Below are 24631 nucleotides of genomic sequence, written 5' to 3' on the forward strand. Positions count from 1 at the left end.
GCGCGATCGGGTGATTCGGTCGAGGCCATGCCGTGGTCAGAGCACGCGGTGTTGCAGGGCGGGCAACTGCTCGCGCACGCTGGCGATTTTGGCGGCATCGAGCGTGCCGGTCACGACGCCCGGGCCCTGGTCGATGGACGCGATCACGTTTCCCCAGGGGTCCACCAGCATGCTGTGGCCCCAGGTGTGACGCCCGTTCTCGTGCATGCCGCCCTGCGCCGGTGCCAGCACATACGCAAGATTTTCGATGGCACGCGCGCGCAAGAGCAGGTCCCAGTGGGCCCGGCCGGTGGTGTACGTGAAGGCACTGGGCACCAGCAGCAGGTCGGCCCCGGCCCGTGCATGGGCCCGGTACAGCTCAGGAAAGCGCAAGTCATAGCAAACGCTCAGGCCCACACGCCAGCAACGGCCATCTCGGGCGGGCAAGTCAAACTGCACCTCCGATGCGCCTGCCTCGATGACACGACTTTCGTCGTACTGCTCGCGTCCGTTGTCAAAACGGAAAAGGTGGATCTTGTCGTAGCGGGCCACCTGCGTGCCGGCGGGGTCAAATACCAGGGTGGTATTGCGCACCTTGTCCGGCGTATTCGCCTGCATGGGGATGGTTCCCCCCACCACCCACAGGCCTAACGAGCGGGCCGACGCAGCCAGAAAATCCTGGATGGGGCCGCCGGCCGGTGTCTCCACCAGAGGCAGCTTGTCGGTGTCGCGGTGGCCCATGATGCAGAAATACTCGGGCAGCACCGCCAGTTCGGCCCCTTGGCGCGCGGCTTGTTCGAGCAGCCGATGGGCGGCCTGCAGGTTGTCGTCCAGGCGCGTGCCGGACACCATCTGGAGGGCTGCCACTTGCATCACGAGGGTTCTCCGGATTTGGGCGTGGGCGCGGGGGTGGCAGGTCGTGGTTGCTCTGTCGGGGCCGTTGGCTCGGGTGCGGAGGGCTCCCGCGATCGGCGCGGCACGCGCACCACGCGCGGGTCGGACCAGGTGCCATCAACGCGGAATTCCTGCGTGGCTGCCTCAATCAGCGGGCCGCGCAGGAACACCTGGGCCAGAAAGCTCCCCAGTCCGACCACCGGGTTGATGGCCGTGGCCACCAGCGAGGCGGTCATGGCGTTGATCTCGGGCACGACGACCACGCGCAGGTCCTGCGTTTCCGCCTCGATGTTGGCGCTGCCTTCCATCAGCACCGCAGCATTCACGCCCTTCATCTGCAGGTTGTTGGTGGTGGCCACACCCTGCTCGATGCGCACGTCACCCCGCACAAAGTCGAATGCAAACCCTTCGCTGAAGACATCGCGGAAATCGAGCGCCAGGCGCCGGGGCAGGGACTGCAGGCTGAGCACGCCCAGCAGCTTGGCCAGCCCGGGATCCGCCTTGAGGAACTGGCCCGACTCCACATTCAGGTTGATCTCGCCCGTCAACGAGCGGTAGTCGGGACTGAAGGGCGCGCCCATCCAGGCCACCCGACCTTCCATGCGCCCCTTGCCCCGGCGCACCACATCGGCCATGCCCATGCGCGCCAATAGATCGCCGGAATCGCGAATATCCAGCTTGAAGTTGAGCGCCGTCCGTCGCTCTGGCGGCTTGGTGGATACCGCGCCAGCCGCGCCCGTGACCACGGTCCAGTTACCACTGGCGGTGAGGTTGGCGTCGGGCGTCAGGATGTTGAACCGCGTGAGGCGCCATTCGCGCTGGATGCCTTCGCCGCCGCGGTTTTGCGCCTGGATTTCGACGCGCCCCAGCCGCTTGGCACGCAGCTCGAAATCATCCACCACGATGTCCAGAGCGGGCAATGTGCTGGGCTGCTCATCGAGCAGCGCCTCAACCTGGTTGGCATCGCTTTGCGGCAGGCTGGCCCGTGAAAGGCGTGCATACAGCAACCCGCTGGGGTGATCGGCAGCCCCCGGTTGCCGGAACTCGATGAAGCCGCCAAGTTCTCTGGCATCCAGCGTGGCCCGCCATGTGCTGCCATCGCGCAGCGCGCCCGCCACCACGTTGTGCAAGGTTCGCCCCTGCAGCGTGAACTCGCGGGCGCGCAATGCCAGGGTGGTGGGCAGGTAGTCCTGCGCGGCACTGCTCCGTTGGGCGCCCACCTCCGTCGGGCTGGCCGCTTTGCCGGCAGTGGCCTGGATCAGCACATCCTCCCATTGGTCCACATCGATCTTTCCCTGCTGGATGTTGGCAACCACGCCCTGTGCAGAAAGCGGCGCAGACTCACCCACACCCAGCCCGACGCCGATGGCGCCACGCAGCACGCGCGCCTGCCCGTCCGACCGCTCGCGCACATAGGTGGCCGAGCCGATGGTGCCCAGGTCCAGCGTGATCTGGTCGCGCAGCGGCGGCAGCCCCGCGGTGTCCGCCGCCGCCGCGTGGGTCAGGCCCGTGAGTGACTCGCGCAGCACCTGGCTTTCAAAGCGCAGCGGCAGACTCGCGGCGGCTGCTTTGCCTAGCGGCGCTGGCAGTGCAAGCCCCATGCCCTGTAGCGATGTGTTCACCTGGATTTCGGGCACGCCACGCCGGAAACCCAGGGTCAACGTGTACGGTGCGCTGCCGCTGGCGCGTTGCGCCAGCTGCGAGAGCATGCCCAGCTGCGTGGCCTGCTGCAGGCCCTCTGCCGTGGCTGTGCCCTGGGCGCGCATTTGCACGGCCGATTCGCTGGCCGGAGCGTTGGGCGGCAGGGCGCGCATGCCGCCTTCCAGCCGCACCGGCCCGCCCAGCGCCTGGGCCTGCACATTGTTCAGGGAGAAACCGCTTTCGCTGAACTGCACCGTGCCGCGGGCGCGTGTGAGGGTTGGGGTGTCTGGCGTGATGCGCACCTCGTTGCCGGTCAGCACCACGCTGCCCTGCACCCTGGACTGGGCCATGTCGCTGATGGGCAGGCTCAGGCGCAGTTTGAAGTCGGCATTGCCCGTGCCGGTGGCCTGATCGAGTACATGAGAAGTCATGCCGCCCAGGGGCGTGGTGCTCATCAGCGCCAGCAGTTCAGGCAGCGGCCCGCGGGCGTCGGCGTCCACACCCACCACCGTGTGCGAAAGATCGGGGATGCGCGCGTCCACGCGCGAAATCCGCAGGCCTGGCCGACCGGCAAAGCTGCCGCTGGCGCCCCGCACCTGCATCGAGGAGCGATCGAAGATCAGCTCTCCGCCCAGCTCGGTCAGGGCCGGCCAGGGCAGCGTGTTGGCGGGCTGCAGCTGGGGCGGCACGTAGGCGTACGTCACGTTCCTGACGCGGGCGGCGATGCGGAACTCCCCAAGCTTGGGGTCGTTGAACGGCAGGTGGTGCAAGTCACCCTTGACGCGAAACTGCACCCCGCTGGCCGTACCCGCCACCACAGCGTCACGCACATAGTGACGCGACTCTGCAGGGATCGACAGGGGAAGATAGCGGTGCACCCGCGTGCCATCAGCCCGGTTGAGCGTTCCCGACAGGTCCAGGACCCCGGGAAACCGCGAGCGGTGCGCTGTCGTGTCGGCGTCCGACGTGTGCCAGCTGGCTCGCGCTTCACCTTGCGCGTCGGAATTGGCAAATTGAACGTCGTTGGCCTGCACGGAGACACGGTCACCCTCGATCTGCCAGCGCACGTCGGCGCTCAGCCGGTCCAGCGGCAGCACAGGCTCTTCAAAAACACCGGGCAGCACGAGCGCGCCCGACGCGATCGAAAGCGCCGCCTTTCCGCCGGCCTGCGTCATGTCGATGTCCACCGCGGCACCCCGCAGTCCGAAGTGGGTCGGGGCTGTGCCAGCGCTGTCGGCGGCGAGCGACAGGCCTTGCACCCGCCCGCGCACGTGGTAGGCCTGCAGCGAGTCCACCGTGCCGCGCCATGTGGCACTGACCTCTTGCACCAGCCCGCGCGGAGCGTAGGTGGCCAGTGCGCGGTGGGCTGCGGCGCCGATGGGCAGCCGCGTGCCGATCTGGGTCAGCGCCGCCAGGTCCAGCCGGTCGGCGCGGAAATCGCCCTGCGCTGGCTCCTTGCCGCTGGCATCGGTATGCACCAGGCGCACGTTGCCGCCCGACCAGTTCAGCCCATCGTCGGTCTGGAACTGAAGCCCCTGTGTGAAGACCTCAAATCCGCCAGCAAGGCGGCGTCCGCCGAGTCGGCCCTGCACTCCATGCAGCGCCAGCGCCTGCAGATCGTTGCCCAGCGTGGTGTTCACATCGGCCAACGCCAGGTCCGCAGCGCCGCCCACCAGCTCGCCGCGCTGGAAATCGGCCCACGCCCGCAACGCGCCGCGACCCTGGGCCACATCCACGCCGTCGATCTGGGCGTGGTGGCGCAGTTGCGATACATCCACCCGGGAAAAGTTGGCGAAGACCTGGCCGTTCCAGTGTTTCCAGTTGCCATCGCGTGCCCGCAGCAGCGGCGCCCGGAACAGGCCCGCCAGCGTGAAGCGGTCCCCCCAGTCCGGTGGCGGCGTGGCATCGAGCCGCATGTGGTGGCGCCAGCTCCCGTTGCGCAGCAACAGGTCTACCTGCGTCAGCGCAAGCTCGGGCGCGCCGCGCAGCTCGTCGGTCCAGCGCAAGGTGCCGCCCTGGATGAAAATTTCGCCCTGCGAGAACACCCAGTCGGCAGCGGCATGGGGGTCCCCGCCCGAGGCCGCAAGCTCCAGGCCGGCCACCAGGATGCGCCCCTGCGCCGTGCGGCGTACGTCCAGTACGGGCTGTTCGATGTAGATCTGCTCGGCGTTCCAGTGGATCAGCGATCGCGGCGACACGGCGACGACGACCCGCGGCAACCGCAGGGCCACGCGGCCTCCGGCGTCGAGCAGCGCAACATCATGCATTTCGACCGAAGGCACCAGGCTGTCGGTGCGCGCCTCGATCGCGCCAATTTGTACAGGAACCCCCAGAACCTTTGTGGCATGCGCCTGAAGCTGCGGGCGAAACTCGCCGATTCGCGGCACAATCAATCCATGAAGGGCCCCCCAGGCGATGGCCAGCAGCAGCCAGAAGGTGAGCATCAGACCCAATGACCACCGCGCAAATCCTGCCATTGTTTTCAGCAGTCGAGAGGGGTTCGAGGTGGGATCGATCATGGTCAAACGGAATCTGGCAGGAATTATGACCGGCAGCTTTGGCCAGCAACCGCATTAGCCATGCAGACATCGTCCGCTGATTCGCATTGCACGCCGCGCGCGCCTGGGGTCCCGTTAGCCGGGCATTCGCGCTTCTTTCAGCGCCTGCACCGTCGTTATGAAGCCGAGTTGCACCTGCTGCCGCCCGGCGCCCCGGTCATGGCAACCATGCAGCAGGCCTGCGATGACCTGCTGGCGCGCGGGCTCAACATCAGTGCCGCCCTGCGGGTGCTGCGCCAGCTGGTAATGGAGCGGCTTATCGGCCTGGATTGCGACAGCGGTCTGCCCCTGGCCGACGTGACCCGTGCCGTGACCGAGCTGGCCGAGCTGGCGCTGGACCGCGCCTGCCGCCATGCGCGTCAGGAGCTGGACGAGCGGCATGGCGCGCCCTGCGGGCCGCAGGGCCAGCCCGTGCAGCTGTGGATCATCGGCATGGGCAAGCTCGGGGCGCGTGAGCTCAATGTGTCAAGCGATATCGACCTGATCTACGTCTACGAGCACGACGGTGAGACGGCCGGCACGCCCGACGGCCGGGGCCGTATTTCCAACCACGAGTACTTCGGCCGTGCCGTCAGGGCCATCTACAGCCTGGTGGGCGACACCACCGAGCACGGTATGGTGTTCCGGGTGGATTTGGCCCTGCGGCCCAACGGTAACTCGGGGCCTGCCTCCGTGTCGCTGGCGGCGCTGGAGGAATACCTGCAGGTGCAGGGCCGTGAATGGGAGCGGTTTGCGTGGCTCAAGAGCCGCGTGGTGGCACCGCGCGATTGCGTGGGCAGTGCCAATGTGCAGGCGCTGCGCGGTGTGGTGCTGCCGTTCGTGTTCCGGCGATACCTGGACTACAGCGTGTTTGATGCGCTGCGGTCGCTGCACCGGCAAATCCGCGACCACGCCGCCAAGCGCAGCGCCGGGCACCCCGAGCGGGCCAACGATGTGAAGCTCTCGCGCGGCGGTATTCGCGAGATCGAATTCACCGTGCAGCTGCTGCAGGTGGTGCGCGGCGGTCAGTTCCCCGAGCTGCGCCGGCGGCCCACGCTGGAGGCGCTCCAGCGCGTGGCCGAGGCCGGTTTGATGCCCCAGGAAACCGCCGATGCCCTGGCCCGCGCCTATGTGTTTCTGCGGCGGGTGGAGCACCGCATCCAGTACCTGGACGACCAGCAGACCCATGTGCTGCCGACGCGCGACGATGACCTGACATGGATCGCCCACACCCTGGGCTTTGGCGACTGCTGCGCGTTCCTGCACGAGCTTGATGCCCACCGCGAGCTGGTGGCGCAGGAGTTCGACACCCTGCTTGGCGCGAGCAAGAAGCAATGCAATGGGGGTGGCTGCGGTGGCCCCCGTGCCTCGGCACCCCCGCCCCCGGAGCTTGAAAGCCTGCTGGAACAGTTGTCGCCCCCGGGCTTTCGCGAGCGCGTAGCCGAGTGGCGCAGCCATGCCCGGGTGCAGGGGCTGCGCGATGAGGCGCGGGCGCGGCTGTTCCGCCTGGTGCAGCGCACCTCGCAGTGGCTGACCGAAGGGCGCGTGACCGAAGAAGGCGGGCTGCGCTTTGTCAACTGGCTCGAGCCGCTGCTGCGCCGCGAAAGCTATCTGGCCCTGTTGCTGGAGCGCCCATCCGTGCACGAGCAACTGCTGCACCTTCTGGGCGCAGCCAAGTGGCCTGCGCGCTACCTGTTGCAGCATCCGGGCGTGATCGATGAGCTGGTGGGCGATGCCCTGCTTTCCGAGCGCTTTGTGGTGGCCGATTTCGAGCGCGAGCTGGCCATGCGCCTGGCCTCGCTGCAGTCCACCGGCGAGGATGACGACGAGACCCTGCTCAACCTGCTGCGCCGCGCCCAGCATGCCGAGACCTTTCGCACCCTGGCGCGCGATGTGGAGCGGCGCATCACCGTCGAGCAGGTGGCCGACGACCTGTCGGCGCTGGCAGACAGCGTGCTGCGCGTCACCGCCCAGTGGTGCTGGAGTCGCCTCAAAAATCGCCACCGCCAGGTGCCGCAGTTTGCGATCATTGGCTACGGCAAGCTGGGCGGCAAAGAGCTGGGCTATGGCAGCGACCTCGATATCGTCTTCGTGTTCGACGACGACGACGAGCGCGCGCCGGAGGTCTATGCCGGTTTTGTGCGCAAGCTGATCAACTGGCTCACCGTGAAGACCAGCGAGGGAGATCTGTACGAGATCGACACGGCCCTGCGCCCCAACGGCAACTCGGGCCTGCTGGTGACCAGCTTCGAGGCCTATGCCAATTACCAGCAGCAGCGCGGCAGCAACACCGCCTGGACCTGGGAGCACCAGGCCATGACCCGGGCGCGCTTTGTGATGGGTGCCGAGCCGCTGCGCCAGCGTTTTGATGCGGTGCGTGAGGCGGTGATCACCTCGCAGCGCGACCCCGTGGCCCTGCGCGAGGAGATCGTGACCATGCGCGAGCGGGTGCGCAGCGCCCACCCCGTGCCCGAGGGCCGATTTGACGTCAAGCACAGCCCCGGCGGCATGGTGGATGCCGAGTTCGCCGTGCAGTATCTGGTGCTGTCGCAATCTGCAGCGCACCCGCAGCTGGTGGGTAATGTGGGCAACATCGCCCTGCTGCAGCGCGCTGAGCAGGTCGGCCTTGTGCCCCCGGGCGTGGGGTTGGCGGCTGCAAACGCCTACCGCGCGCTGCGCCGTATTCAGCACCAGGCCCGCCTGGACGAGGCCCCGACCCAGGTGGCGCCTGCCAGCGTGCAGGCCGAGCGCGATGCGGTGCTGGCGCTGTGGACGTCGGTATTCGGCCCGCGCTGACGGCGCAGTGGCCGCCTGGCCCTGTGGGGGGCGTTCGTGGTTCAACCCGTGGCCGTAGCCGCCTGAAAAGCCCCCGGTGAAGGCAAACAATTAATCAAACGTTTGATTGATTGTGCTGTAATCCACGGCCATGCCCGCTCCCTCTGCCCCCTCCCTGCCCTCGCACTCGCCATCGCCCGCCGCGCCGCTGCCCGCCGAGGCGGTCGCCGCACGCACGCGGCTGCTCCACGCGGCGTTGCGCCTGTTTGCCGAACACGGTTTTGCCAAGACATCGATCCGGCAGGTGGCCCAGGCCGCTTGCGTCAACCCTGCATCCATCAGCTATTACTTCGGTGACAAAAGCGGGCTGTACCGCGCAGCGTTCACCGAGCCCATGGGTGGCCCGGTGTCGCTGGATGCCTGGCCCAAGGGCGCGCGCCCGCCGACCGTGCGCGAGGCCATCACCCTTCTGATCGGGAGCTTCATGCAGCCTTTGCACGAGGGTGAACTGGTGGAGCTGTGCATGCGCCTGCACTTTCGCGAAATGCTCGACCCCACCGGCTTGTGGCAGCAGGAGCTGGAGTGCGACATCAAACCGGATCATGCGGCGCTGGTGACCTTGCTGTGCGACGAGTTCGGCTTGAAGACCGCCGACGACGATGTGCACCGGCTGGCGATGGCGATCACTGCGCTGGCGTTGCAGTACTACGTGGGTCGCGATGTGGTGCAGGCAGTGCGCCCGGGGCTGACGTCAAGCCCGCGTGCGCTGGCGGCCACCACTGTGCGGCTGGTGGACTTTGCCTGCTCCATGGTGGAGGGCGAACGCGCCCGCCGCCTGGCGGCACGCGCTGCCGAAGCGGCCCCCGGCGTCGCCAAGGCTCGCCCCAGGCAGTCCAGGCAGCCCAGGAAACCCCTCCAATGATCCGGCCCATGCGTTCGATGCTTCAGATGCCCATGTTGGCCGGCCTGTGCCTGGTGGTGGCCGCCTGCTCCACCACGCCCCCGCCCGCGCAGGTGCCCGCGCCCGTCGCGCCCGGCTGGCAGGCGCCCCTGCCGCACGGTGGCTCCGTGCAAGACCTTGCCCAGTGGTGGACGCGAACGGGCGATCCGCTTCTGGTGGAGCTGATCGAGTCGGCCCAGGCGCTCAGCCCGGGGCTGGCCCAGGCGCGCTCGCGCATTGCCCAGGCGCGGGCCAGCCAGGTGGCCAGCAGCGCGGCCCTGGTGCCGTCGCTGGATGGCCAGGCCAGTGCCAGCCGGGGCTTGAACGAGCAGCTGCGCAGCACGGCCACCACGGCGCAGGCCGGGCTGCAGGCCTACTGGGAGCTGGACCTGCTGGGCGGCAATGCGGCGGCCAAAACGGCGGCCGACGAGCGACTGGCCGGTGCCCGCGTGCAATGGCACGAGGCCCGCGTGAGCGTCGCGGCCGAGGTGGCCCTGCAGACGAGCAGCCTGCGCACCTGCCTGCTGCAACTGGACGTGGCCGAGCGTGATGCGCGTTCGCGTGAGGAGACCGCGCGTTTGTCGGCACTGAGTGAGCGTGCCGGTTTCACCGCCCCTGCCACAGCCGCGCTGGCCCGCGCCAGCGCTGCCGAGGCCCAGGCCCGCCAGTGGCAACAGCGCACGCAATGCGATGTGGATACCAAGTCCCTGGTGGCCCTGACCGGCTGGGAGGAGCCGCGCCTGCGCGCCCGGCTTGCGGCCCAGCCTGCGCCGGTGGCGTCCGATGCCTTGTTTGCCATGGCCGCCCTGCCAGCACAGGTGCTGGCCCAGCGGCCCGATGTGTACAGCGCCGAGCGCGACGTGGCCGCCGCCAGCGCCGATGTGGGCAGCGCCCAGGCACAGCGGTATCCGCGTCTGTCGCTGTCTGGTTCCGTGGGCGCTGCCTCGGTACGCACGGGCGGGGTCACGACCGACCTGACCACCTGGACCATAGGCCCGCTGGCGCTGAGCGTGCCGCTGTTGGACGGCGGTCGCCGCGCCGCGCAGGTGGATGCTGCCCAGGCCCGCTACGACGAAGCCGCCGCCCTGTACCGGGCCCGGGTGCGCCAGGCGGTCAGCGAGGTTGAGCAAGCCCTGGCCCGTCTGCAAGGCGCGGGCGAGCGCAACGCCATTGCACGCATCGCCGCCGAGGGCTACCGCGCGTCGCTGGATGCCACCGAGGCCCGCTGGCGCAGCGGCCTGGCCAGCCTGGTCGAGCTGGAGGACGCCCGCCGCACAGCCCTTGCCGCCGAAAACGCGCTGGTGGGCCTGCAGCACGAGCGCATGGCCGCCTGGGTGGCGCTGTACCGCGCGGCCGGGGGAGGATGGAATGAGTCAAGCACCCCGTAAGTCGCTGTGCGCCGTCCCCCTCGCACGACCCGCAGCGCGCTGCGTGAATGCTGTGCCCCCGTCGCGGCGGGGCGGCCCTTGCACGGGGGCGCTGGCCGGGGGCGCGCCCGCTTCATCCCCTGCCGATGGCGCGTGGCGACATGGACAGCGGATATGAATTTTTCAGGACAAAAGCCCATGCAAATTTTCTTTTCTTTCAAGCGCTCGCCCACCGCCGTTGCCGTGATCGCGGTCTGCTTGCTGGCCGTGGGCGGCGCCCTGGTGTTCTCAGGTGCATCGCGTGCGGCCAATGAACCCAAAGCGGCCCATGCACAGCGCCCGGCCCTCACGGTGAGCACGGCGCAACCCCAGCGCACCTCGATGCCCATCCGTCTGGCCGCCAATGGCAGCATCGCCGCCTGGCAGGAGGCCCTCATCGGGGCCGAAGCCAACGGATTGCGCCTGACCGAGGTGCGTGTGAATGTGGGCGATGTGGTCAAGGCCGGGCAGGTGCTGGCGACCTTCTCGTCCGACACGGTGCAGGCCGAAGTCGCCCAGGCGCGCGCGGGCCTGCTGGAAGCGCAGGCCACCGCCGCCGAAGCAGCCGCCAATGCCGATCGGGCACGCTCGCTGCAGGCCACGGGCGCGCTCAGCCAGCAGCAGATTCAGCAGTTCACCACGGCAGAGCAGACCGCCAGGGCGCGGGTGGAGGCCGCCCGCGCGTCGCTGGACGCCCAGCACCTGCGCCTGCGCCACACACAGGTGCGCTCTCCCGACAGTGGCGTGATCTCGGCGCGCTCCGCCACCGTGGGCGCTGTGGTGGGTTCGGGCACCGAACTGTTTCGCATGGTGCGCAAGGGCCGGCTGGAGTGGCGAGCAGAAGTCACGTCCGCCGAGCTGCGCCGCATCAAGCCCGGCGACAAGGTGATGGTGACCGCTGCCAGCGGCGCTACGGCCGAGGGCACGGTGCGCATGGTCGGCCCCACGGTGGACCCGCAGACCCGCAACGGCCTGGTGTATGTCGATCTGCCCGCCTCGGCGGGGGCGGGGTCGGCGGCCATCCTGGCGGGGATGTTTGCCCGCGGCGAATTCGCGCTCGGCCAGAGCGATGCGCTCACGGTGCCTCAGGAGGCGCTGGTGGTGCGCGATGGCTTCTCGTATGTGTTCGTCATCGGCCCGGACCGCCGCGTGCAGATGCGAAAGGTGAACACGGGGCGCCGCGTGGCCGACCGCGTGGAGGTGCTGTCGGGGCTGGAGCCGGGCGTGTCGATTGCCGTGAACGGCGCAGGCTTCCTCAATGACGGCGACCTGGTGCGCGTGGCGACCACCCCGGCGGCGGTGTCGGCGGTTTCACCCGATGGTTTGATACAAAAAACGCCTGTTGCGCGGGTGGTTGTAGCATCGGTAGCTATCAATTCAGGAGCATTTGAATGAATGCCTCTGCCTGGTCCATCCGCAACCCGATTCCGGCGCTGATGCTTTTTGTGCTGCTGACCTTCGGCGGCCTGCTGTCGTTCAACGCCATGAAGGTGCAGAACTTCCCCGACATCGATCTGCCCACCATTTCGGTGACCGTGGCCCTGCCCGGGGCCTCGCCGGCGCAGCTGGAAAACGATGTCGCCCGCAAGATCGAAAACAGCATCGCCACGCTGCAGGGCCTCAAGCACATCTACACCAAGGTGCAGGACGGCGGCGCCACCATCACGGCCGAGTTCCGCCTGGAAAAGCCTACGCAGGAAGCGCTGGACGATGTGCGCTCTGCCGTGGCGCGTGTGCGCGGCGAGCTGCCCGGCGATGTGCGCGACCCCATCGTGACCAAGATGGACCTGGCGGCCCAGCCCGTGCTGGCCTTCACCATCGCTTCGGCCCGCATGGATGACGAGGCGCTGTCCTGGTTTGTGGACGACACCGTGGCCAAAAAGCTGCTTTCGGCGCGTGGGGTGGGGGCCGTCACGCGGGTCGGCGGCGTGGAGCGGCAGGTGCATGTGGCGCTCGACCCGCTCAAGCTGCAAGCGCTGGGTGCCACGGCTGCCGATGTGTCGCGCCAACTGCGGCTGGTGCAGACCGAAAGTGCGGGCGGGCGAACCGACCTGGGCGGCAGCGAGCAGCCCGTGCGTACCCTGGCCACGGTCCAGTCGGCGCAGGCGCTGGCTGCGCTCACCCTGGCGCTGCCCGATGGCCGCCACATCCGCCTGGACCAGGTGGCCGAAGTGTCCGACACCGTTGCCGAGCCACGGGCCATGGCCCTGCTCAACGGCCAACCGGTGGTGGGCTTTGAAGTGGCGCGCAGCAAGGGCGCAAGCGAAGTGGAGGTCGGTGCTGCCGTGCAGGCGGCCCTCAAGGAGTTGCGCGAGCGGCACCCCGACCTCAAGATCACCGAGGCCTTCAACTTTGTGCAGCCGGTGCAAGAGGAATACGACGGCTCCATGCACCTGCTGTACGAAGGCGCGCTGCTGGCCGTGGTGGTGGTGTGGCTGTTCTTGCGCGACTGGCGCGCAACGTTTGTCTCGGCCGTGGCGCTGCCGCTGTCCATCATTCCGGCGTTCATCGGCATGCACCTGCTGGGCTTTTCCATCAACGTGGTCACGCTGCTGGCGATGTCGCTGGTGGTGGGCATCCTGGTGGATGACGCCATCGTGGAGGTCGAGAACATCGTGCGCCACCTGCGCATGGGCAAAACGCCGTACCAGGCGGCCATGGAGGCGGCCGACGAGATTGGCCTGGCCGTGGTGGCCACCACCTTCACGCTGATTGCGGTGTTCCTGCCCACGGCATTCATGAGCGGCATTGCAGGCAAGTTCTTCAAGCAATTTGGCTGGACGGCGTCGCTTGCCGTGTTTGCCAGCCTGGTGGTAGCGCGGCTGCTCACGCCCATGATGGCGGCGTACCTGCTCAAGCCCATCGTCACCCCGCACCAAGACCCGGGCTGGATGCGCGTGTACCTGCGCTGGGCCGCGTGGTGCGTGCGGCACCGCTGGATGACCTTTGTGGGCACGGCGGCGTTCTTCATCGGATCGCTGGCGCTGATCCCGCTGCTGCCCACCGGGTTTATCCCGCCGGACGACAATTCTCAGACCCAGGTGTACCTGGAGCTGGCCCCTGGTGCCACGCTCGCACAGACCCGCGCCGCGGCCGAGGACGCGCGCCAGCGCATCGCGCAGGTCGAGCATGTGAAAAGCATCTACACCACCATTGGCGGGGGCTCGGCCGGTACCGACCCGTTCATGGGCAGCGCCGCCGCCGAGACCCGCAAGGCCACGCTCACCATCTTGCTGGCCGACCGCGGTGACCGGCCGCGCAAGCAGGGCATCGAGAACAACATCCGCGCCGCGCTCGAGACCTTGCCCGGCGTGCGCAGCAAGGTGGGCCTGGGCGGCTCGGGCGAGAAGTACGTGCTGGTGCTCTCGGGCGACGACCCGCAGGCGCTGACCACGGCCGCGCAGGCCCTCGAAAAGGACCTGCGCACCATCCCGGGCCTGGGCAGCATCTCGTCCACCGCCAGCCTGGTGCGCTCGGAGATTGCCGTGCGGCCCGACTTTGCCCGCGCGGCGGACCTCGGCGTGACCACCAGCGCCATGGCCGAAACCCTGCGCATTGCCACCGTGGGCGACTACGACGTATCGCTGCCCAAGCTCAACCTCGCGTCGCGGCAGGTGCCCATCGTCGTCAAGCTGCAGGATGCGGCGCGGCAGGACCTGTCGGTGCTCGAACGCCTGCCCGTGCCGGGCAGCAAGGGCCCGGTGATGCTGGGCCAGGTGGCCACGCTGGAGTTTGGCGGCGGCCCTGCTGTGGTGGACCGCTACGACCGCGCCCGCAACGTCAACTTTGAAATCGAGCTGTCGGGCACGCCGCTGGGCGAAGTCACCAAGGCCGTGGCAGCGCTGCCGTCCATTCAGAACCTGCCGCCCGGTGTGCGCCAGATCACCATTGGCGACGCCGAGATGATGGGCGAGCTGTTTGCCAGTTTCGGCCTGGCCATGCTCACGGGCGTGCTGTGCATCTACATCGTGCTGGTGCTGCTGTTCAAGGATTTCCTGCACCCCGTCACCATCCTTGCCGCGCTGCCGCTGTCGCTGGGCGGGGCGTTCGTGGGCCTGCTGATGGCGCAAAAGAGCTTTTCGATGCCCTCGCTCATCGGGCTCATCATGCTCATGGGCATTGCCACCAAGAACTCCATTTTGCTGGTGGAGTACGCCATCTTGGCGCGGCGCGAGCACGGCATGAGCCGTTTTGATGCGCTGATCGACGCCTGCCACAAGCGCGCCCGCCCCATCATCATGACCACGCTGGCCATGGGCGCGGGGATGATGCCCATTGCCATCGGTTTCGGCGCGGCCGACCCGAGCTTCCGCTCGCCGATGGCCGTGGCGGTGATTGGCGGGTTGATCACCTCCACACTGCTGAGCCTGCTGGTCATTCCGGCGGTGTTCACGGGCATGGACGATGTGGGGCAATGGTTCGCAAGGGTCTTGCGACGCGTGCGCGGCCTGCCAGCACACCGGGCGCCACCGGCGTTGGCAGACGGGGATGCCTAGGAGCCTGTCCGACTTGGAAATCGTCGGCTGCAAATCGACCGCAGCGGTCCATTTTTAACCGCCTTTTTGCCCCATAGCTCGGCTATGGGGCTGCAAATTCGGCAAAAACTGTCCTCGCTCTCGCCGATTTTCGCTTTCGACGCTCCAAGTCCGACAGGCTCCTATGGAACCTCTGCATAACTCCCTGCGGTCTGCGCTGGCGCGGATCGGGATGGGCCACAAGGCGCAAAGTAGGGCAAGAAAGCCCGCAATTTGCCCTCTGCAATCCCCATTGGACATGCCGCGCTCCTCGATAATCGGCGCTATCCATGAACCTCGTCAAACTGAATATTGACACCATCCAGCTCGGTGAGCCGCTGCCGTTCGTGCTGCGCGGCGGGACCGGCGCATTGCTGGCCAGAAAAGGTTATGTGATACGCGACCGCAAAGAGCTGGCCATCATGGTGGCCCGCGGGCGCACACTGTGCGTGGATACGGACGAATCGGGCGAGAGTTACCGCGCCTACCTGGCGCAACTGCAGCGCATGCTGAACGCCGATTCGAATCTTGGCGCAATCGCCGACATGAAGATCGCGGCGGGAGAAGACCCGGCACTGCGTGAGCGCGACCGGGCTTGGCCCGACTGGTCGGATCTGCAGTTGCGGGCATCGCAGCTGCTGCGTGCACCGTCTCCGAACGATTTCGCCGCGCGATTCAATGCGTTGCTGGAAGAGTTGGCCCGGCATTGCGAGAACACGCCGGACGCCACCCTGCTCGGGCTGGTGTACCTGTCGGCGCAGGAGGAGCGCATGTACAGCGCCACCCATGCCATGCTCGTATCGTGCGTGAGCATGGTGGTCGCGCGCGAGATGCTCCGATGGCCCGCTGCGCGTGTCCAGGTGCTCGGCTCGGCCGCGCTGACCATGAACATCGGCATGACCGAACTGCAGGACCAGCTGGCGCAGCAGTCCCATCCGCTGACGGCGCCGCAGATCGCCGCCATTGAAGGGCACGCCGACCGCTCCGAGGCCCTGCTGCGCCGCCTGGGCGTGGCCGACCCGCTGTGGCTGGAGGCGGTGCGTTGCCACCACCACCGTATCCGAGGCCCCCTGGCTGGCAAAAGTGAGGCGCAGCAGATGGCTCGGCTCATCCAGCGCGCGGATGTGTTTGGTGCGCGCCTGGCTCCGCGCGCTGCACGGTTGCCCATGGCGGTGACCGCGGCGATGCAGGCCAGCTACTACGACGAGGAGCAGCAGGTCGATCAGGCGGGCGCGTCGTTGGTCAAGACACTCGGGGTCTACCCGCCCGGGTCTTTTGTCCGGTTGGCCAGCAAGGAAATCGGCGTGGTCATCCGTCGCGGTGTCACCGCCACCACGCCACGCGTGGCGGTTGTGACCAATCGCGATGGCATGCCCACCGGTGAGCCCATTCCGCGGGATACGGGCATGCCGCCCTGGAAGATCACTGGGGCGATCCCCTGGCGGGACGTCCGCGTGGCATTGCCTCTGGAGCGCCTTCTCGCCCTGGTCTGACGCCCCAGGGGCTGCCCCAACCAGGGCAGGCCGGCGCGGCCGTGGCTACTCTATGGCAGCGCCCACGTGCAACCTGGCGCATCACGCTTGGGCGCCGACGCGTTCAACCCTGTGCGCGCTCAGGGCGTCGGCGGCCTTGCAGGCCATCCCGAAAATCACTTGCGTGCCCCGCAAGATCTCGGCTGCCTCTGGGCAGCGCGCGCCCTCTGCGGCTTCACCTGCGCCCTGGCCGCATCAGGGAAGGCAGCCTTGCGTCTTGGATCATTTCGATCAACATTTCCCAACAACTGCAGAATTCCAACGCAGCCAGTCATGCGGATACCAATCAGTACAAATAAAAACTATATTGGACAAAATGTGATGATCTGGTTAAAGTTGAAGATGTCAGCGTTTGAGGACCCGCCATGAAGCATCTCTCCCACATCGTGCAGGCCGCCGTCCTGTGTGCGACCCTGCTGGCCGCACCCGGCGCGTTGGCGTCGCAAGGCGCTCTGTGTCCTGCCACGCTGAACCACACTTTCCCCCGGCTTCAGGACGAAAAGCCCCAGTCCCTGTGCCAGTACAGTGGCAAGGTGGTGCTCATCGTCAACACGGCCAGCTATTGCGGATTTACCGGGCAATACAAAGGGCTGGAAGAACTCTACAGCCGCTACAAAGACAAGGGCCTGGTGGTGCTCGGCTTCCCGTCGAACGACTTTTCTCAGGAAACCGGCAGCAACCAGCAAATCGCAGAGTTCTGCGAAAACACCTTCGGGGTGAAGTTTCCGATGTTCGCCAAGAGCAGTGTCAAGGGAGCCGACGCCTCCCCGCTGTTTCGTCAACTGGCCCAGATGTCGGGCACGGCGCCCCGCTGGAACTTTCATAAATACCTGCTGGGGCGCGACGGCCAATTGGTGGATCAGTACTCCAGCCTGACGGCACCTGACAGCAGAGGCTTGCTGCGCGCGATCGAGCAGCAGCTTGCGGTGCCCGCGCCGCGGTGAGCAACATGGTTTCTTTCAATTTTTTCCATTCAGTAGTACAACATGGGCGGAACTTTGTTCGCCATGCCCGACTCTACTTTTTGCGCGCGCAAGTCGGGCGCTTTACCAGTTTGAAGTTGCGAAGCCTTTCGGGCCCCCGGGTTCCGATTGACCCCCTGGAGCGCTTCTCCTCCCTCCCTCTCTTATTCGCTTCGGGACGCTTCGCAACCTTTTTATTCCAGGCGCAGGCCCAGGGGGGGCGGCCATGAAAGTCGCCATCGTCGGCTCCGGCATCTCCGGTCTTGCCGCGGCGCACCAGTTACGCCACGAGGCGCAGGTCACCTTGTTTGAGGCGGGTGACTATTTTGGTGGCCATACGCACACGGTGGACGTCACGCTGCCCGATCCGCGGGGCCAGCTCGTAACGCACGGTGTGGACACCGGTTTTTTGGTGCTCAACGAGCGCACCTACCCCAACCTCATCGCCCTGCTGGCCGAATTGGGCGTGCCGACGTCCAAGTCGGACATGTCGTTTTCGGTGCAGGTGCCGCAAGCGGCGGGCCAGCGCGCGCTGGAGTGGAGTGGCAGCGATCTGTCGACCGTGTTCGCGCAGCGCTCAAACCTGCTGAGCCCACGCTTTTGGGGCATGCTGGGCGATTTGCTGCGGTTTAACAAGCTGTGCACTCGCATTGCCCAAGAAAACTCCGAAGCGGCCCTGTCGCAGCCGCTGGGCGATTTCCTGCGCGAGCACCGCTTTGGCACGGCCTTTCGCGACTGGTATTTTCTACCCATGCTCGGATGCATCTGGAGTTGTCCCACCGACCAGATGCTCCAGTTCCCGGTGGCCACCATGATCCGCTTTTGCCACAACCATGGATTGATCCAGGTGAGCAACCGCCCCCAGTGGTGGACGGTGACCGGCGGCGCGCGCAACTACGTGGAGCGCATTCTCGAGGGGATTGCCGACAAGCGGCTGTCCACCCCCGTGCGCTCCATCGAGCGCGATGCTGCCGGGGTGCGCGTCATCACCGACGGCAAGGTTGAGCATTTCGACCATGTGGTGCTGGCCACCCATTCCGATCAATCGCTGGCGCTGCTGGCCCAGCCCACGCTGCAAGAGCGGGCCGTGCTCGGCGCCATCCGTTACCAGCCCAACCTGGCGGTGCTCCACACCGACACATCGGTGCTTCCGCAGCGCCGTGCTGCCTGGGCGGCCTGGAATTACGAGCGCGCGGCCGACCATGCCCACGAATCCGCCCGGGTCTGCCTGCACTACCTCATCAACCGCCTGCAGCCCGTGCCGTTTGCGCAGCCGGTGGTGGTTTCGCTCAATCCGGTGCGCGACATTGATCCGGCACAGATCATGGGCCGCTACGAATACGCCCACCCGGTGTTTGACGGTCCGGCCATCCAGGCCCAGCGCCAGGTCAGTCAGATCCAGGGCCGGGCCCGCACCTGGTTTTGCGGTGCCTGGACGGGTTATGGCTTCCATGAGGACGGTCTGAAATCCGGCCTGGCGGTCGCAGACCGCCTGCGTGCCGTGCTGCCGTTGGCCATGCCGGAGGCCGCGTGAACGCGCAGGGCCTGCCAGTCGACGCGCCGGCACCGCTGCTGGGCTTTGGTCAGGTGCGCCATACCCGGCTGCGTCCCCGCCACCACGCGTTTTCCTACCCCACATTTTTCCTGATGCTGCCCATGCGCAGCCTGGCGGCGCAGCCCGGCGCGCTGCCCGTCAATCGCCGTGGTGCCATCAGCTTTCACGATGCCGACCACGGCGATGGACGTGGGCCGCAGCAGGGCGGCGCCCTGGCCTGGCTGGATGAATTGCTGCACTCCGAAGGCGTGGACGATGCGGCCGGCCAGGTCTGGCTTCACTGCTATCCGCGCGTGCTGGGGTACACCTTCAAGCCAGTGAGTTTTTGGTACTGCCATCGGGACGACGGCACACTGCGCGCCATTGTGGTCGAGGTGAACAACACCTTCGGCGAGCGCCACTGCTATCTGCTGGACCATCCGCGCTACGGCGTCGAGTTGCAGGCCCGCAAGGTCTTTCACGTATCCCCCTTCTGCCAGGTCAGTGGGGGCTACCGTTTTCGCTTCATGCGCACGCAGGGTGCGTCTGCAGCCGACGCTGCGCCCCGGAGCGCAAACGCGCCTGCGCCCATGGGCCGCACGGTGGTGCGCATCGACTACGACGACGACAGTGGCCCGCTGCTGCAAACCAGCGTCAGCGGTACGCTTTATCCCCTGACGGCGCAAACGCTGCGTCAGGCATCATGGGGCTACCCTGCAATGACCCTGGCGCTGATCGTGCGCATCCACTGGCACGCCCTTCGCCTATGGCTCAAGCGGGTACGGTTCCACTCGAAACCGGCCGCACCCGCCTCTATCGTGACCCGCTGACGACATGCCCCAGACACACGACATGAACATGACCACCACCACGGCTCCCACCCAATCTGAAGGCCAGCTTCCGGCCGGCGCCCCCGCTGCCGCTCAAGCGGCGTTGCGGTTGATGCAACGCTTGCAGCACGGCAGCCTTTCGGTGCAGTTACCCGATGGCACGCTGCGGCATTTCGGCCACGGCGGCGGGCTGTCGGCGGCCATCACGCTCAAGAACTGGAACCTCTGCGGTGCGGCACTCAAGTCGGGCGACATCGGCTTTGCCGAGAGCTACATCGCCGGTGACTGGAACACGCCCAACCTGACCGACCTGATCAAGCTCTTCATTGCCAATCGCCAGCATGTGGAGGATGTGATCTACGGCACCTGGGCTGGCCGTTTGCTCTACCGCATCAAGCATCTGCTCAACCGCAACACCCGGGCCAACAGCCAGAAAAACATCCACGCCCACTACGACCTGGGCAACGCGTTCTATGCGCTGTGGCTCGACGACACCATGAACTACTCGTCAGCATGGTTCGAGGGCGATCTGGGCGGTGACATGCGCCGGGCGCAGCACGCCAAGGTGCGGCGTGCACTGGCCATGGCGGGTGTGCAACCGGGCTCGCGGGTGCTGGAGATCGGATGCGGCTGGGGTGCGCTGGCCGAGATGGCGGCGGTGGACTTCGGTGCCTCGGTGACCGGCGTCACGCTGTCCACGGAGCAACTGGACTACGCCGTTGAGCGCATGCGGCGGGTGAGTGCAGGCAGTGGCCTGCATGCCGACGCGCCGGGCCTGGGGCACACCGGGCATTCGCTGCGTCTGCAAGACTACCGCGACATCAAGGACGGGCCGTACGACGCGATCTGTTCCATCGAAATGATCGAGGCCGTCGGCCGAGAGTACTGGCCCACATATTTCGAGACCATCCACCGCCTGCTGCGAGCGGGCGGCAAGGCATGCATCCAGAGCATCGTCATCGACGACAGCCTGTACGGGCGCTACATCCGGTCGACCGACTTTATTCAGCAGTACATCTTTCCGGGTGGCTGCCTGCCCTGCCCCAGCGAATTCCGCCGCGCTGCACTGGAGGCCGGGTTGCGCGTCTCGGATGAGTTTGCCTTTGGCCAGGACTACGCCGAAACGCTGCGCCGCTGGCGCGAGCGCTTTTTGGCGCAGCGCTCCCAGATCATGGACCTGGGGTTCGATCAGCGCTTCATGCACATCTGGGAGTTCTATCTGGCGTATTGCGAGGCCGGATTTGCCATGGGAAACATCGATCTTGTGCAATACACACTGATAAAAGACTGATTGCTATGAAAAAAGTAGCTTCTTGCGCCGTCGCTGCTGCCGCAGTGGCTGTTTTTTGCTTCGGTGGTGCGGACGCGCGCGCCAACACGCAGTTGCTGCCGTCATCGCAGGCCAGGGCGGCAGACATCACGACCGGGATGCGCCTGGCCGGGCAGGGCAGCCTGCGGTTTCTGGGCTTTGAGGTGTACAGCGCGCGGCTGTGGGCGGGCCCCGGCTTCGATGTGAACGACTACGCCACTCAGCCATTGGCCCTGGAGCTCACCTACCAGCGCAACTTCACGTCGGAGGCGATTGCAAAAAGGTCGATCCAGGAGATGCGACGGGTTGGCAGCTTTTCGGCGCAGCAGGCCGCGCGCTGGCAGGAGAGCCTGCAAGCAGCCCTGCCCAACGTGAAGCCTGGAGACCGGCTGGTGGGCCTGTACCGTCCGGGCAGCGGTGCCGTGTTTGAAATGGGTGGCCGTGTGGTGGGTGAGGTTGCCGATGCCGAGTTCGCCCGCCTGTTTTTTGGTATCTGGCTGTCTCCCCAGACCTCGGAGCCCGGCCTGCGGCAGGACCTGGTGTCGGCCTTGCGCCCCGCGGGCCGTCCATGACCTCCTCGGTGCCGTCGGTCGATCGCCCGGGCGGCCCGTCTGCAGGCCTGTCTTCGACCGGCGACGCACTGTCTCGGCGCGGCCTGTTTGCCTATGGCCTTTTGGGGCTGCCCCTGGCCTTTGTGGCTTTGCCCCTGTACGTGTTGCTGCCCAATCACTATGCGCGTGAATTCGGCATGCCCCTGGCCACCCTGGGTGCCTTGCTGCTGGCGGCGCGCCTGTTTGATGCCGTCACTGACCCGCTGCTGGGTCGGCTGGCCGACCACCTTTTTGGCCGTTCGGCGCGCAGTGTGCTGGCCGTCGGTGCCGGGTCTGCGGTCGTGCTGGCGCTGGGGCTGGCGGCGTTGTTCTTTCCGGCCGTGCGGGGAGAAAACGCCCTGGTGGCGTGGGCGCTGGTGGCGCTGCTCATCACCTACACCGCCTACAGCCAGCTGGGCATCGCCCACCAGTCATGGGGCGCGCGCCTGGGTGGGGGCGAACTGGCGCGCAGCCGGGTGGTGGCATGGCGCGAGGTCGCTGCGCTCGTGGGCGTCGTGGTGGCCTCGGTGCTGCCCGCGCTGGCAGGGCTTGCGGCCATGGTGGGCGTGTTTGCATTGGCGCTGGCGCTTGGCTGGTGGGCCTGGACCTGCGGACCGCGCCCCGCCGCCCAGGCGGTGATGGAACCAACGGGCGCCCGCTCAGGCGGTGTCGCGGGTTTGTGGCGGCCTTGGGGCAAGCCGGGGTTTCGCCGCCTGCTGGCCGTGTTCATGCTCAACGGTATTGCCAGCGCCATCCCGGCCACACTGGTGCTGTTTTTCATCCAGGATCGCTTGCAGGCCCCGCCCGTCCAGGAGCCCCTGTTCCTGACGGCGTATTTCGTGACCGCCGCGTTGTCGATACCGCTGTGGCTGCGTGCCGTGGCCCGCTGGGGCCTTGCGCGCACCTGGCTGGCTGGCATGTTGCTGGCCATCTCGGTCTTTGTGTGGACGGCCACCCTGGGCGCGGGCGACGCCATGGCGTTTTTGGTGGTCTGCGCGCTGTCGGGGGCAGCGCTGGGCACCGACCTGGCGCTTCCGGGCGCACTGCTGGCGGGCGTGATCGCGGCCGAGGGGGACAGCGGCCAGCATGAAGGCGCCTACTTTGGCTGGTGGAACTTTGCGACCAAGCTCAACCTGGCGCTGGCGGCCGGGCTGGCACTGCCCCTGCTGGGCCTGCTAGGCTACACCCCAGGCACCCGCAGCGAGGCGGGCCTGCAAACCCTGAGCTTTGCCTATGCGTTGCTGCCGTGCGTGCTCAAACTCTGCGCCGCCGCAGCCCTGTATTTTTTTCTCATCCCGCCGCGCGCCACGGACGCGGCTCGTTCTTCCACACGACCGACCCAGGGCACCCATCCATGATGCAAAGACGACGCCTTTTTCTGGCGGCCACCGTGGCCGCGCCCGTGGTCCTTTCGGGCTGCGCCGGTCAGACGCTGGAGGGCTACGCGAGCGAAAAGCCCGTGCTCGACCTGGCCACTTATTTCAACGGCATCGTGGACGCCTGGGGCATCTTTCAGGATCGCAGCGGGCAGATCGTCAAGCGTTTCACCGTGGTGATGGACTGCCAGTGGAAGGGCAACGAGGGGGTGCTGGACGAGGCCTTCACCTACTCGGACGGCACCACGCAGCGCCGCATCTGGCGCCTGACCAGGCACGCCGACGGCCGCTACACCGGCACGGCAGACGATGTGGTGGGCACGGCCAACGGGCGAACACGCGGCAACGCCTTCCGATGGACCTACACGCTGGCGCTGCCGGTGGACGGCAAGACCTACCACGTGGATCTGGACGACTGGATGTACCTCATCGATGACCGCGTGATGCTCAACCGCGCCACCATGAGCAAGTTCGGCGTGCGGCTGGGCGAGATCACCCTGTCGTTCACGAAACGCGCCCCATGAGCCTCAATCCCCCCGTGCGCGACTGGCAGGGCCGACGGGTCTGGCTGGTGGGTGCCTCCAGCGGTATCGGCCGAGCCACGGCATCGGCATTGCATGCGCGCGGTGCCCAGGTGATTGTGTCGGCCCGCAGCCGGGAAGCCTTGGACGCCTTTGTGGCCGAGCACCCGGGCAGCCAGGCATTGCCCCTGGATACGGCCGAGCCAGCGGATGTGCAGGCGGTGTCGGCGCAACTGCTGCAAGGCGGCGCGCCCGACCTGGTGTGCTACTGCGCGGGCTATTACCGCGACACGCGTGCCACCGACTTCAACCTGGCCGAAATGCTGCGCCACGAGCAGGTCAACTACAGCGGCGCGCTGCATGTGCTGGCGGGCGTGCTGCCGGCCATGCTGGCGGCGGCGGCAGCGGGCCGCCCCGGCCATGTGAGCCTGATCAGCAGCGTGGCCGGTTTTCGCGGGCTGCCCAAAAGCCTGGCCTATGGGCCCACCAAGGCGGCTCTCATCAACCTGGCCGAGGCGCTGTACCTGGACCTGCACGATCTGGGCATGGGCGTGAGCGTGATCAACCCCGGCTTTGTGGCGACGCCGCTCACGGCGGGCAACGACTTCGCCATGCCTGCGCTGATCTCGCCGGAGGCCGCGGCGCAGGCCATCCTCAAGGGCTGGTCAGCCGGGGAATTCGACATTCACTTTCCCAAGCGGTTCACGCGGGTGATGAAGCTGTTGCGCCTGCTGCCCTACGGTTTGTATTTTCCGGCCATCCGCCGTTTCACAGGACTGTGATGCCCAGCATGCCCACCTCCGCGCCCGCGTCTGTGATCGATGCGCAGCGGCCCACCGAAGAAGCCGTGACGCGCGTGATTGCGCTGTTTGAGAACCTGGGCCCGTCAGACGTGGCCACCCTGGGCAATTTCTATGCCGCCGATGCCCGGTTCAAGGACCCGTTCAACGAGGTGCAGGGCGTGCCCGCCATCCAGGCCATCTTTGCCCACATGTTTGTGGCGCTCGAGAACCCGCGGTTCATCGTCACCGGCCGCGTGGTGCAGGGCAAGCAGTGCTTTTTGACCTGGGACTTCGTGTTTGCCTTCAAAAGCTTCCACAAGGGCGTGATGCAAACGGTGCGCGGCGCGTCACATCTGGTGCTCGACGACCAGGGGCTGGTCGCGCTGCACCGGGACTACTGGGATGCAGCCGAGGAGCTGTACGAGAAGCTGCCCGTGGTGAGCGCACTCATGCGCTGGCTGAAAAAGCGCGCCAACAGCTGAGCAGCTGAACAGCTCACGGCCCCCGAC

The 24631-nt window shown here is 67.0% G+C and carries 17 protein-coding genes; 15 read left to right on the forward strand and 2 right to left on the reverse strand.

Annotated features, from left to right (window positions below):
• Positions 1-36 precede the first annotated feature (36 nt).
• Together ACK543_RS06980 and ACK543_RS06985 are read right to left on the reverse strand one after the other, a co-directional pair.
• Complete coding sequence (locus tag ACK543_RS06980; protein ID WP_409942175.1) at positions 37-852, reverse strand: carbon-nitrogen hydrolase family protein; 816 nt, start codon at positions 850-852, stop codon at positions 37-39.
• Positions 852-5033 carry a YhdP family protein gene (locus ACK543_RS06985; RefSeq protein ID WP_409942123.1) on the reverse strand — a complete coding sequence of 1394 codons (4182 nt, stop codon included), beginning with the start codon at positions 5031-5033 and terminating at the stop codon, positions 852-854. The genes ACK543_RS06980 and ACK543_RS06985 overlap by 1 nt, the downstream gene beginning before the upstream one ends.
• 60 nt (positions 5034-5093) lie before the next feature.
• Here ACK543_RS06985 and glnE point away from each other — a divergent pair, with 60 nt between their 5' ends.
• The 15 genes from glnE to ACK543_RS07060 all read left to right on the forward strand — a co-directional run bounded on the left by glnE (position 5094) and on the right by ACK543_RS07060 (position 24604).
• The gene (glnE, locus tag ACK543_RS06990; RefSeq protein WP_409942124.1) at positions 5094-7847 is read left to right on the forward strand and encodes a bifunctional [glutamate--ammonia ligase]-adenylyl-L-tyrosine phosphorylase/[glutamate--ammonia-ligase] adenylyltransferase; all 2754 of its coding nucleotides are present in this window, start codon (positions 5094-5096) and stop codon (positions 7845-7847) included.
• Between the two features lie 130 nt (positions 7848-7977).
• Entirely contained in the window at positions 7978-8748 is a 771-nt protein-coding gene (locus ACK543_RS06995) for a CerR family C-terminal domain-containing protein (protein ID WP_409942125.1), read from the forward strand.
• A 17-nt stretch (positions 8749-8765) separates the two neighbouring features.
• On the forward strand, positions 8766-10154 hold the full coding sequence (locus ACK543_RS07000) for an efflux transporter outer membrane subunit (RefSeq protein WP_409942176.1): 1389 nt from the start codon (positions 8766-8768) through the stop codon (positions 10152-10154).
• A 177-nt stretch (positions 10155-10331) separates the two neighbouring features.
• Positions 10332-11567, forward strand: coding sequence for an efflux RND transporter periplasmic adaptor subunit (locus ACK543_RS07005; RefSeq protein WP_409942126.1), 1236 nt, complete (start codon positions 10332-10334; stop codon positions 11565-11567).
• Positions 11564-14668, forward strand: coding sequence for an efflux RND transporter permease subunit (locus tag ACK543_RS07010; RefSeq protein WP_409942127.1), 3105 nt, complete (start codon positions 11564-11566; stop codon positions 14666-14668). The genes ACK543_RS07005 and ACK543_RS07010 overlap by 4 nt, the downstream gene beginning before the upstream one ends.
• A gap of 308 nt (positions 14669-14976) precedes the next feature.
• The gene (locus ACK543_RS07015; RefSeq protein WP_409942128.1) at positions 14977-16179 is read left to right on the forward strand and encodes an HD-GYP domain-containing protein; all 1203 of its coding nucleotides are present in this window, start codon (positions 14977-14979) and stop codon (positions 16177-16179) included.
• Between the two features lie 404 nt (positions 16180-16583).
• Entirely contained in the window at positions 16584-17162 is a 579-nt protein-coding gene (locus ACK543_RS07020; protein WP_409942129.1) for a glutathione peroxidase, read from the forward strand.
• Between the two features lie 244 nt (positions 17163-17406).
• Positions 17407-18714: an NAD(P)/FAD-dependent oxidoreductase gene (locus ACK543_RS07025; protein WP_409942130.1), complete on the forward strand. Its 1308-nt coding sequence runs from the start codon at positions 17407-17409 to the stop codon at positions 18712-18714.
• On the forward strand, positions 18711-19544 hold the full coding sequence (locus ACK543_RS07030; protein ID WP_409942131.1) for a DUF1365 domain-containing protein: 834 nt from the start codon (positions 18711-18713) through the stop codon (positions 19542-19544). The genes ACK543_RS07025 and ACK543_RS07030 overlap by 4 nt, the downstream gene beginning before the upstream one ends.
• 28 nt (positions 19545-19572) lie before the next feature.
• Positions 19573-20835: a class I SAM-dependent methyltransferase gene (locus ACK543_RS07035; RefSeq protein ID WP_409942177.1), complete on the forward strand. Its 1263-nt coding sequence runs from the start codon at positions 19573-19575 to the stop codon at positions 20833-20835.
• Positions 20836-20840: 5 nt separating this feature from the next.
• Positions 20841-21425 (forward strand): chalcone isomerase family protein, encoded by a 585-nt coding sequence (locus ACK543_RS07040; protein WP_409942132.1) that lies wholly within the window; start codon positions 20841-20843, stop codon positions 21423-21425.
• On the forward strand, positions 21422-22801 hold the full coding sequence (locus ACK543_RS07045; RefSeq protein ID WP_409942133.1) for an MFS transporter: 1380 nt from the start codon (positions 21422-21424) through the stop codon (positions 22799-22801). The genes ACK543_RS07040 and ACK543_RS07045 overlap by 4 nt, the downstream gene beginning before the upstream one ends.
• Positions 22801-23343, forward strand: coding sequence for a DUF3833 domain-containing protein (locus ACK543_RS07050; RefSeq protein WP_409942178.1), 543 nt, complete (start codon positions 22801-22803; stop codon positions 23341-23343). The genes ACK543_RS07045 and ACK543_RS07050 overlap by 1 nt, the downstream gene beginning before the upstream one ends.
• Positions 23340-24122 (forward strand): SDR family NAD(P)-dependent oxidoreductase, encoded by a 783-nt coding sequence (locus ACK543_RS07055; RefSeq protein ID WP_409942134.1) that lies wholly within the window; start codon positions 23340-23342, stop codon positions 24120-24122. Before ACK543_RS07050 ends, ACK543_RS07055 begins: the two co-directional genes overlap by 4 nt.
• Positions 24122-24604 carry a nuclear transport factor 2 family protein gene (locus ACK543_RS07060; RefSeq protein WP_409942135.1) on the forward strand — a complete coding sequence of 161 codons (483 nt, stop codon included), beginning with the start codon at positions 24122-24124 and terminating at the stop codon, positions 24602-24604. The genes ACK543_RS07055 and ACK543_RS07060 overlap by 1 nt, the downstream gene beginning before the upstream one ends.
• The last annotated feature ends 27 nt before the right edge of the window (positions 24605-24631 follow it).

The organism is Acidovorax sp. (assembly GCF_046341535.1).
Taxonomy (GTDB): Bacteria; Pseudomonadota; Gammaproteobacteria; order Burkholderiales; family Burkholderiaceae_C; genus Acidovorax.

Coding starts and splice junctions, on each gene's coding strand:
- ACK543_RS06985 (WP_409942123.1), bottom strand. CDS start 5,033: ATGATCGATCCCACCTCGAACCCCTCTCGACTGCTGAAAACAATGGCA.
- ACK543_RS07005 (WP_409942126.1), top strand. CDS start 10,332: ATGCAAATTTTCTTTTCTTTCAAGCGCTCGCCCACCGCCGTTGCCGTG.
- ACK543_RS07010 (WP_409942127.1), top strand. CDS start 11,564: ATGAATGCCTCTGCCTGGTCCATCCGCAACCCGATTCCGGCGCTGATG.
- glnE (WP_409942124.1), top strand. CDS start 5,094: ATGCAGACATCGTCCGCTGATTCGCATTGCACGCCGCGCGCGCCTGGG.
- ACK543_RS07020 (WP_409942129.1), top strand. CDS start 16,584: ATGAAGCATCTCTCCCACATCGTGCAGGCCGCCGTCCTGTGTGCGACC.
- ACK543_RS07060 (WP_409942135.1), top strand. CDS start 24,122: ATGCCCAGCATGCCCACCTCCGCGCCCGCGTCTGTGATCGATGCGCAG.
- ACK543_RS07015 (WP_409942128.1), top strand. CDS start 14,977: ATGAACCTCGTCAAACTGAATATTGACACCATCCAGCTCGGTGAGCCG.
- ACK543_RS06995 (WP_409942125.1), top strand. CDS start 7,978: ATGCCCGCTCCCTCTGCCCCCTCCCTGCCCTCGCACTCGCCATCGCCC.
- ACK543_RS07045 (WP_409942133.1), top strand. CDS start 21,422: ATGACCTCCTCGGTGCCGTCGGTCGATCGCCCGGGCGGCCCGTCTGCA.
- ACK543_RS06980 (WP_409942175.1), bottom strand. CDS start 852: ATGCAAGTGGCAGCCCTCCAGATGGTGTCCGGCACGCGCCTGGACGAC.
- ACK543_RS07055 (WP_409942134.1), top strand. CDS start 23,340: ATGAGCCTCAATCCCCCCGTGCGCGACTGGCAGGGCCGACGGGTCTGG.
- ACK543_RS07035 (WP_409942177.1), top strand. CDS start 19,573: ATGACCACCACCACGGCTCCCACCCAATCTGAAGGCCAGCTTCCGGCC.
- ACK543_RS07040 (WP_409942132.1), top strand. CDS start 20,841: ATGAAAAAAGTAGCTTCTTGCGCCGTCGCTGCTGCCGCAGTGGCTGTT.
- ACK543_RS07000 (WP_409942176.1), top strand. CDS start 8,766: ATGCTTCAGATGCCCATGTTGGCCGGCCTGTGCCTGGTGGTGGCCGCC.
- ACK543_RS07050 (WP_409942178.1), top strand. CDS start 22,801: ATGCAAAGACGACGCCTTTTTCTGGCGGCCACCGTGGCCGCGCCCGTG.
- ACK543_RS07025 (WP_409942130.1), top strand. CDS start 17,407: ATGAAAGTCGCCATCGTCGGCTCCGGCATCTCCGGTCTTGCCGCGGCG.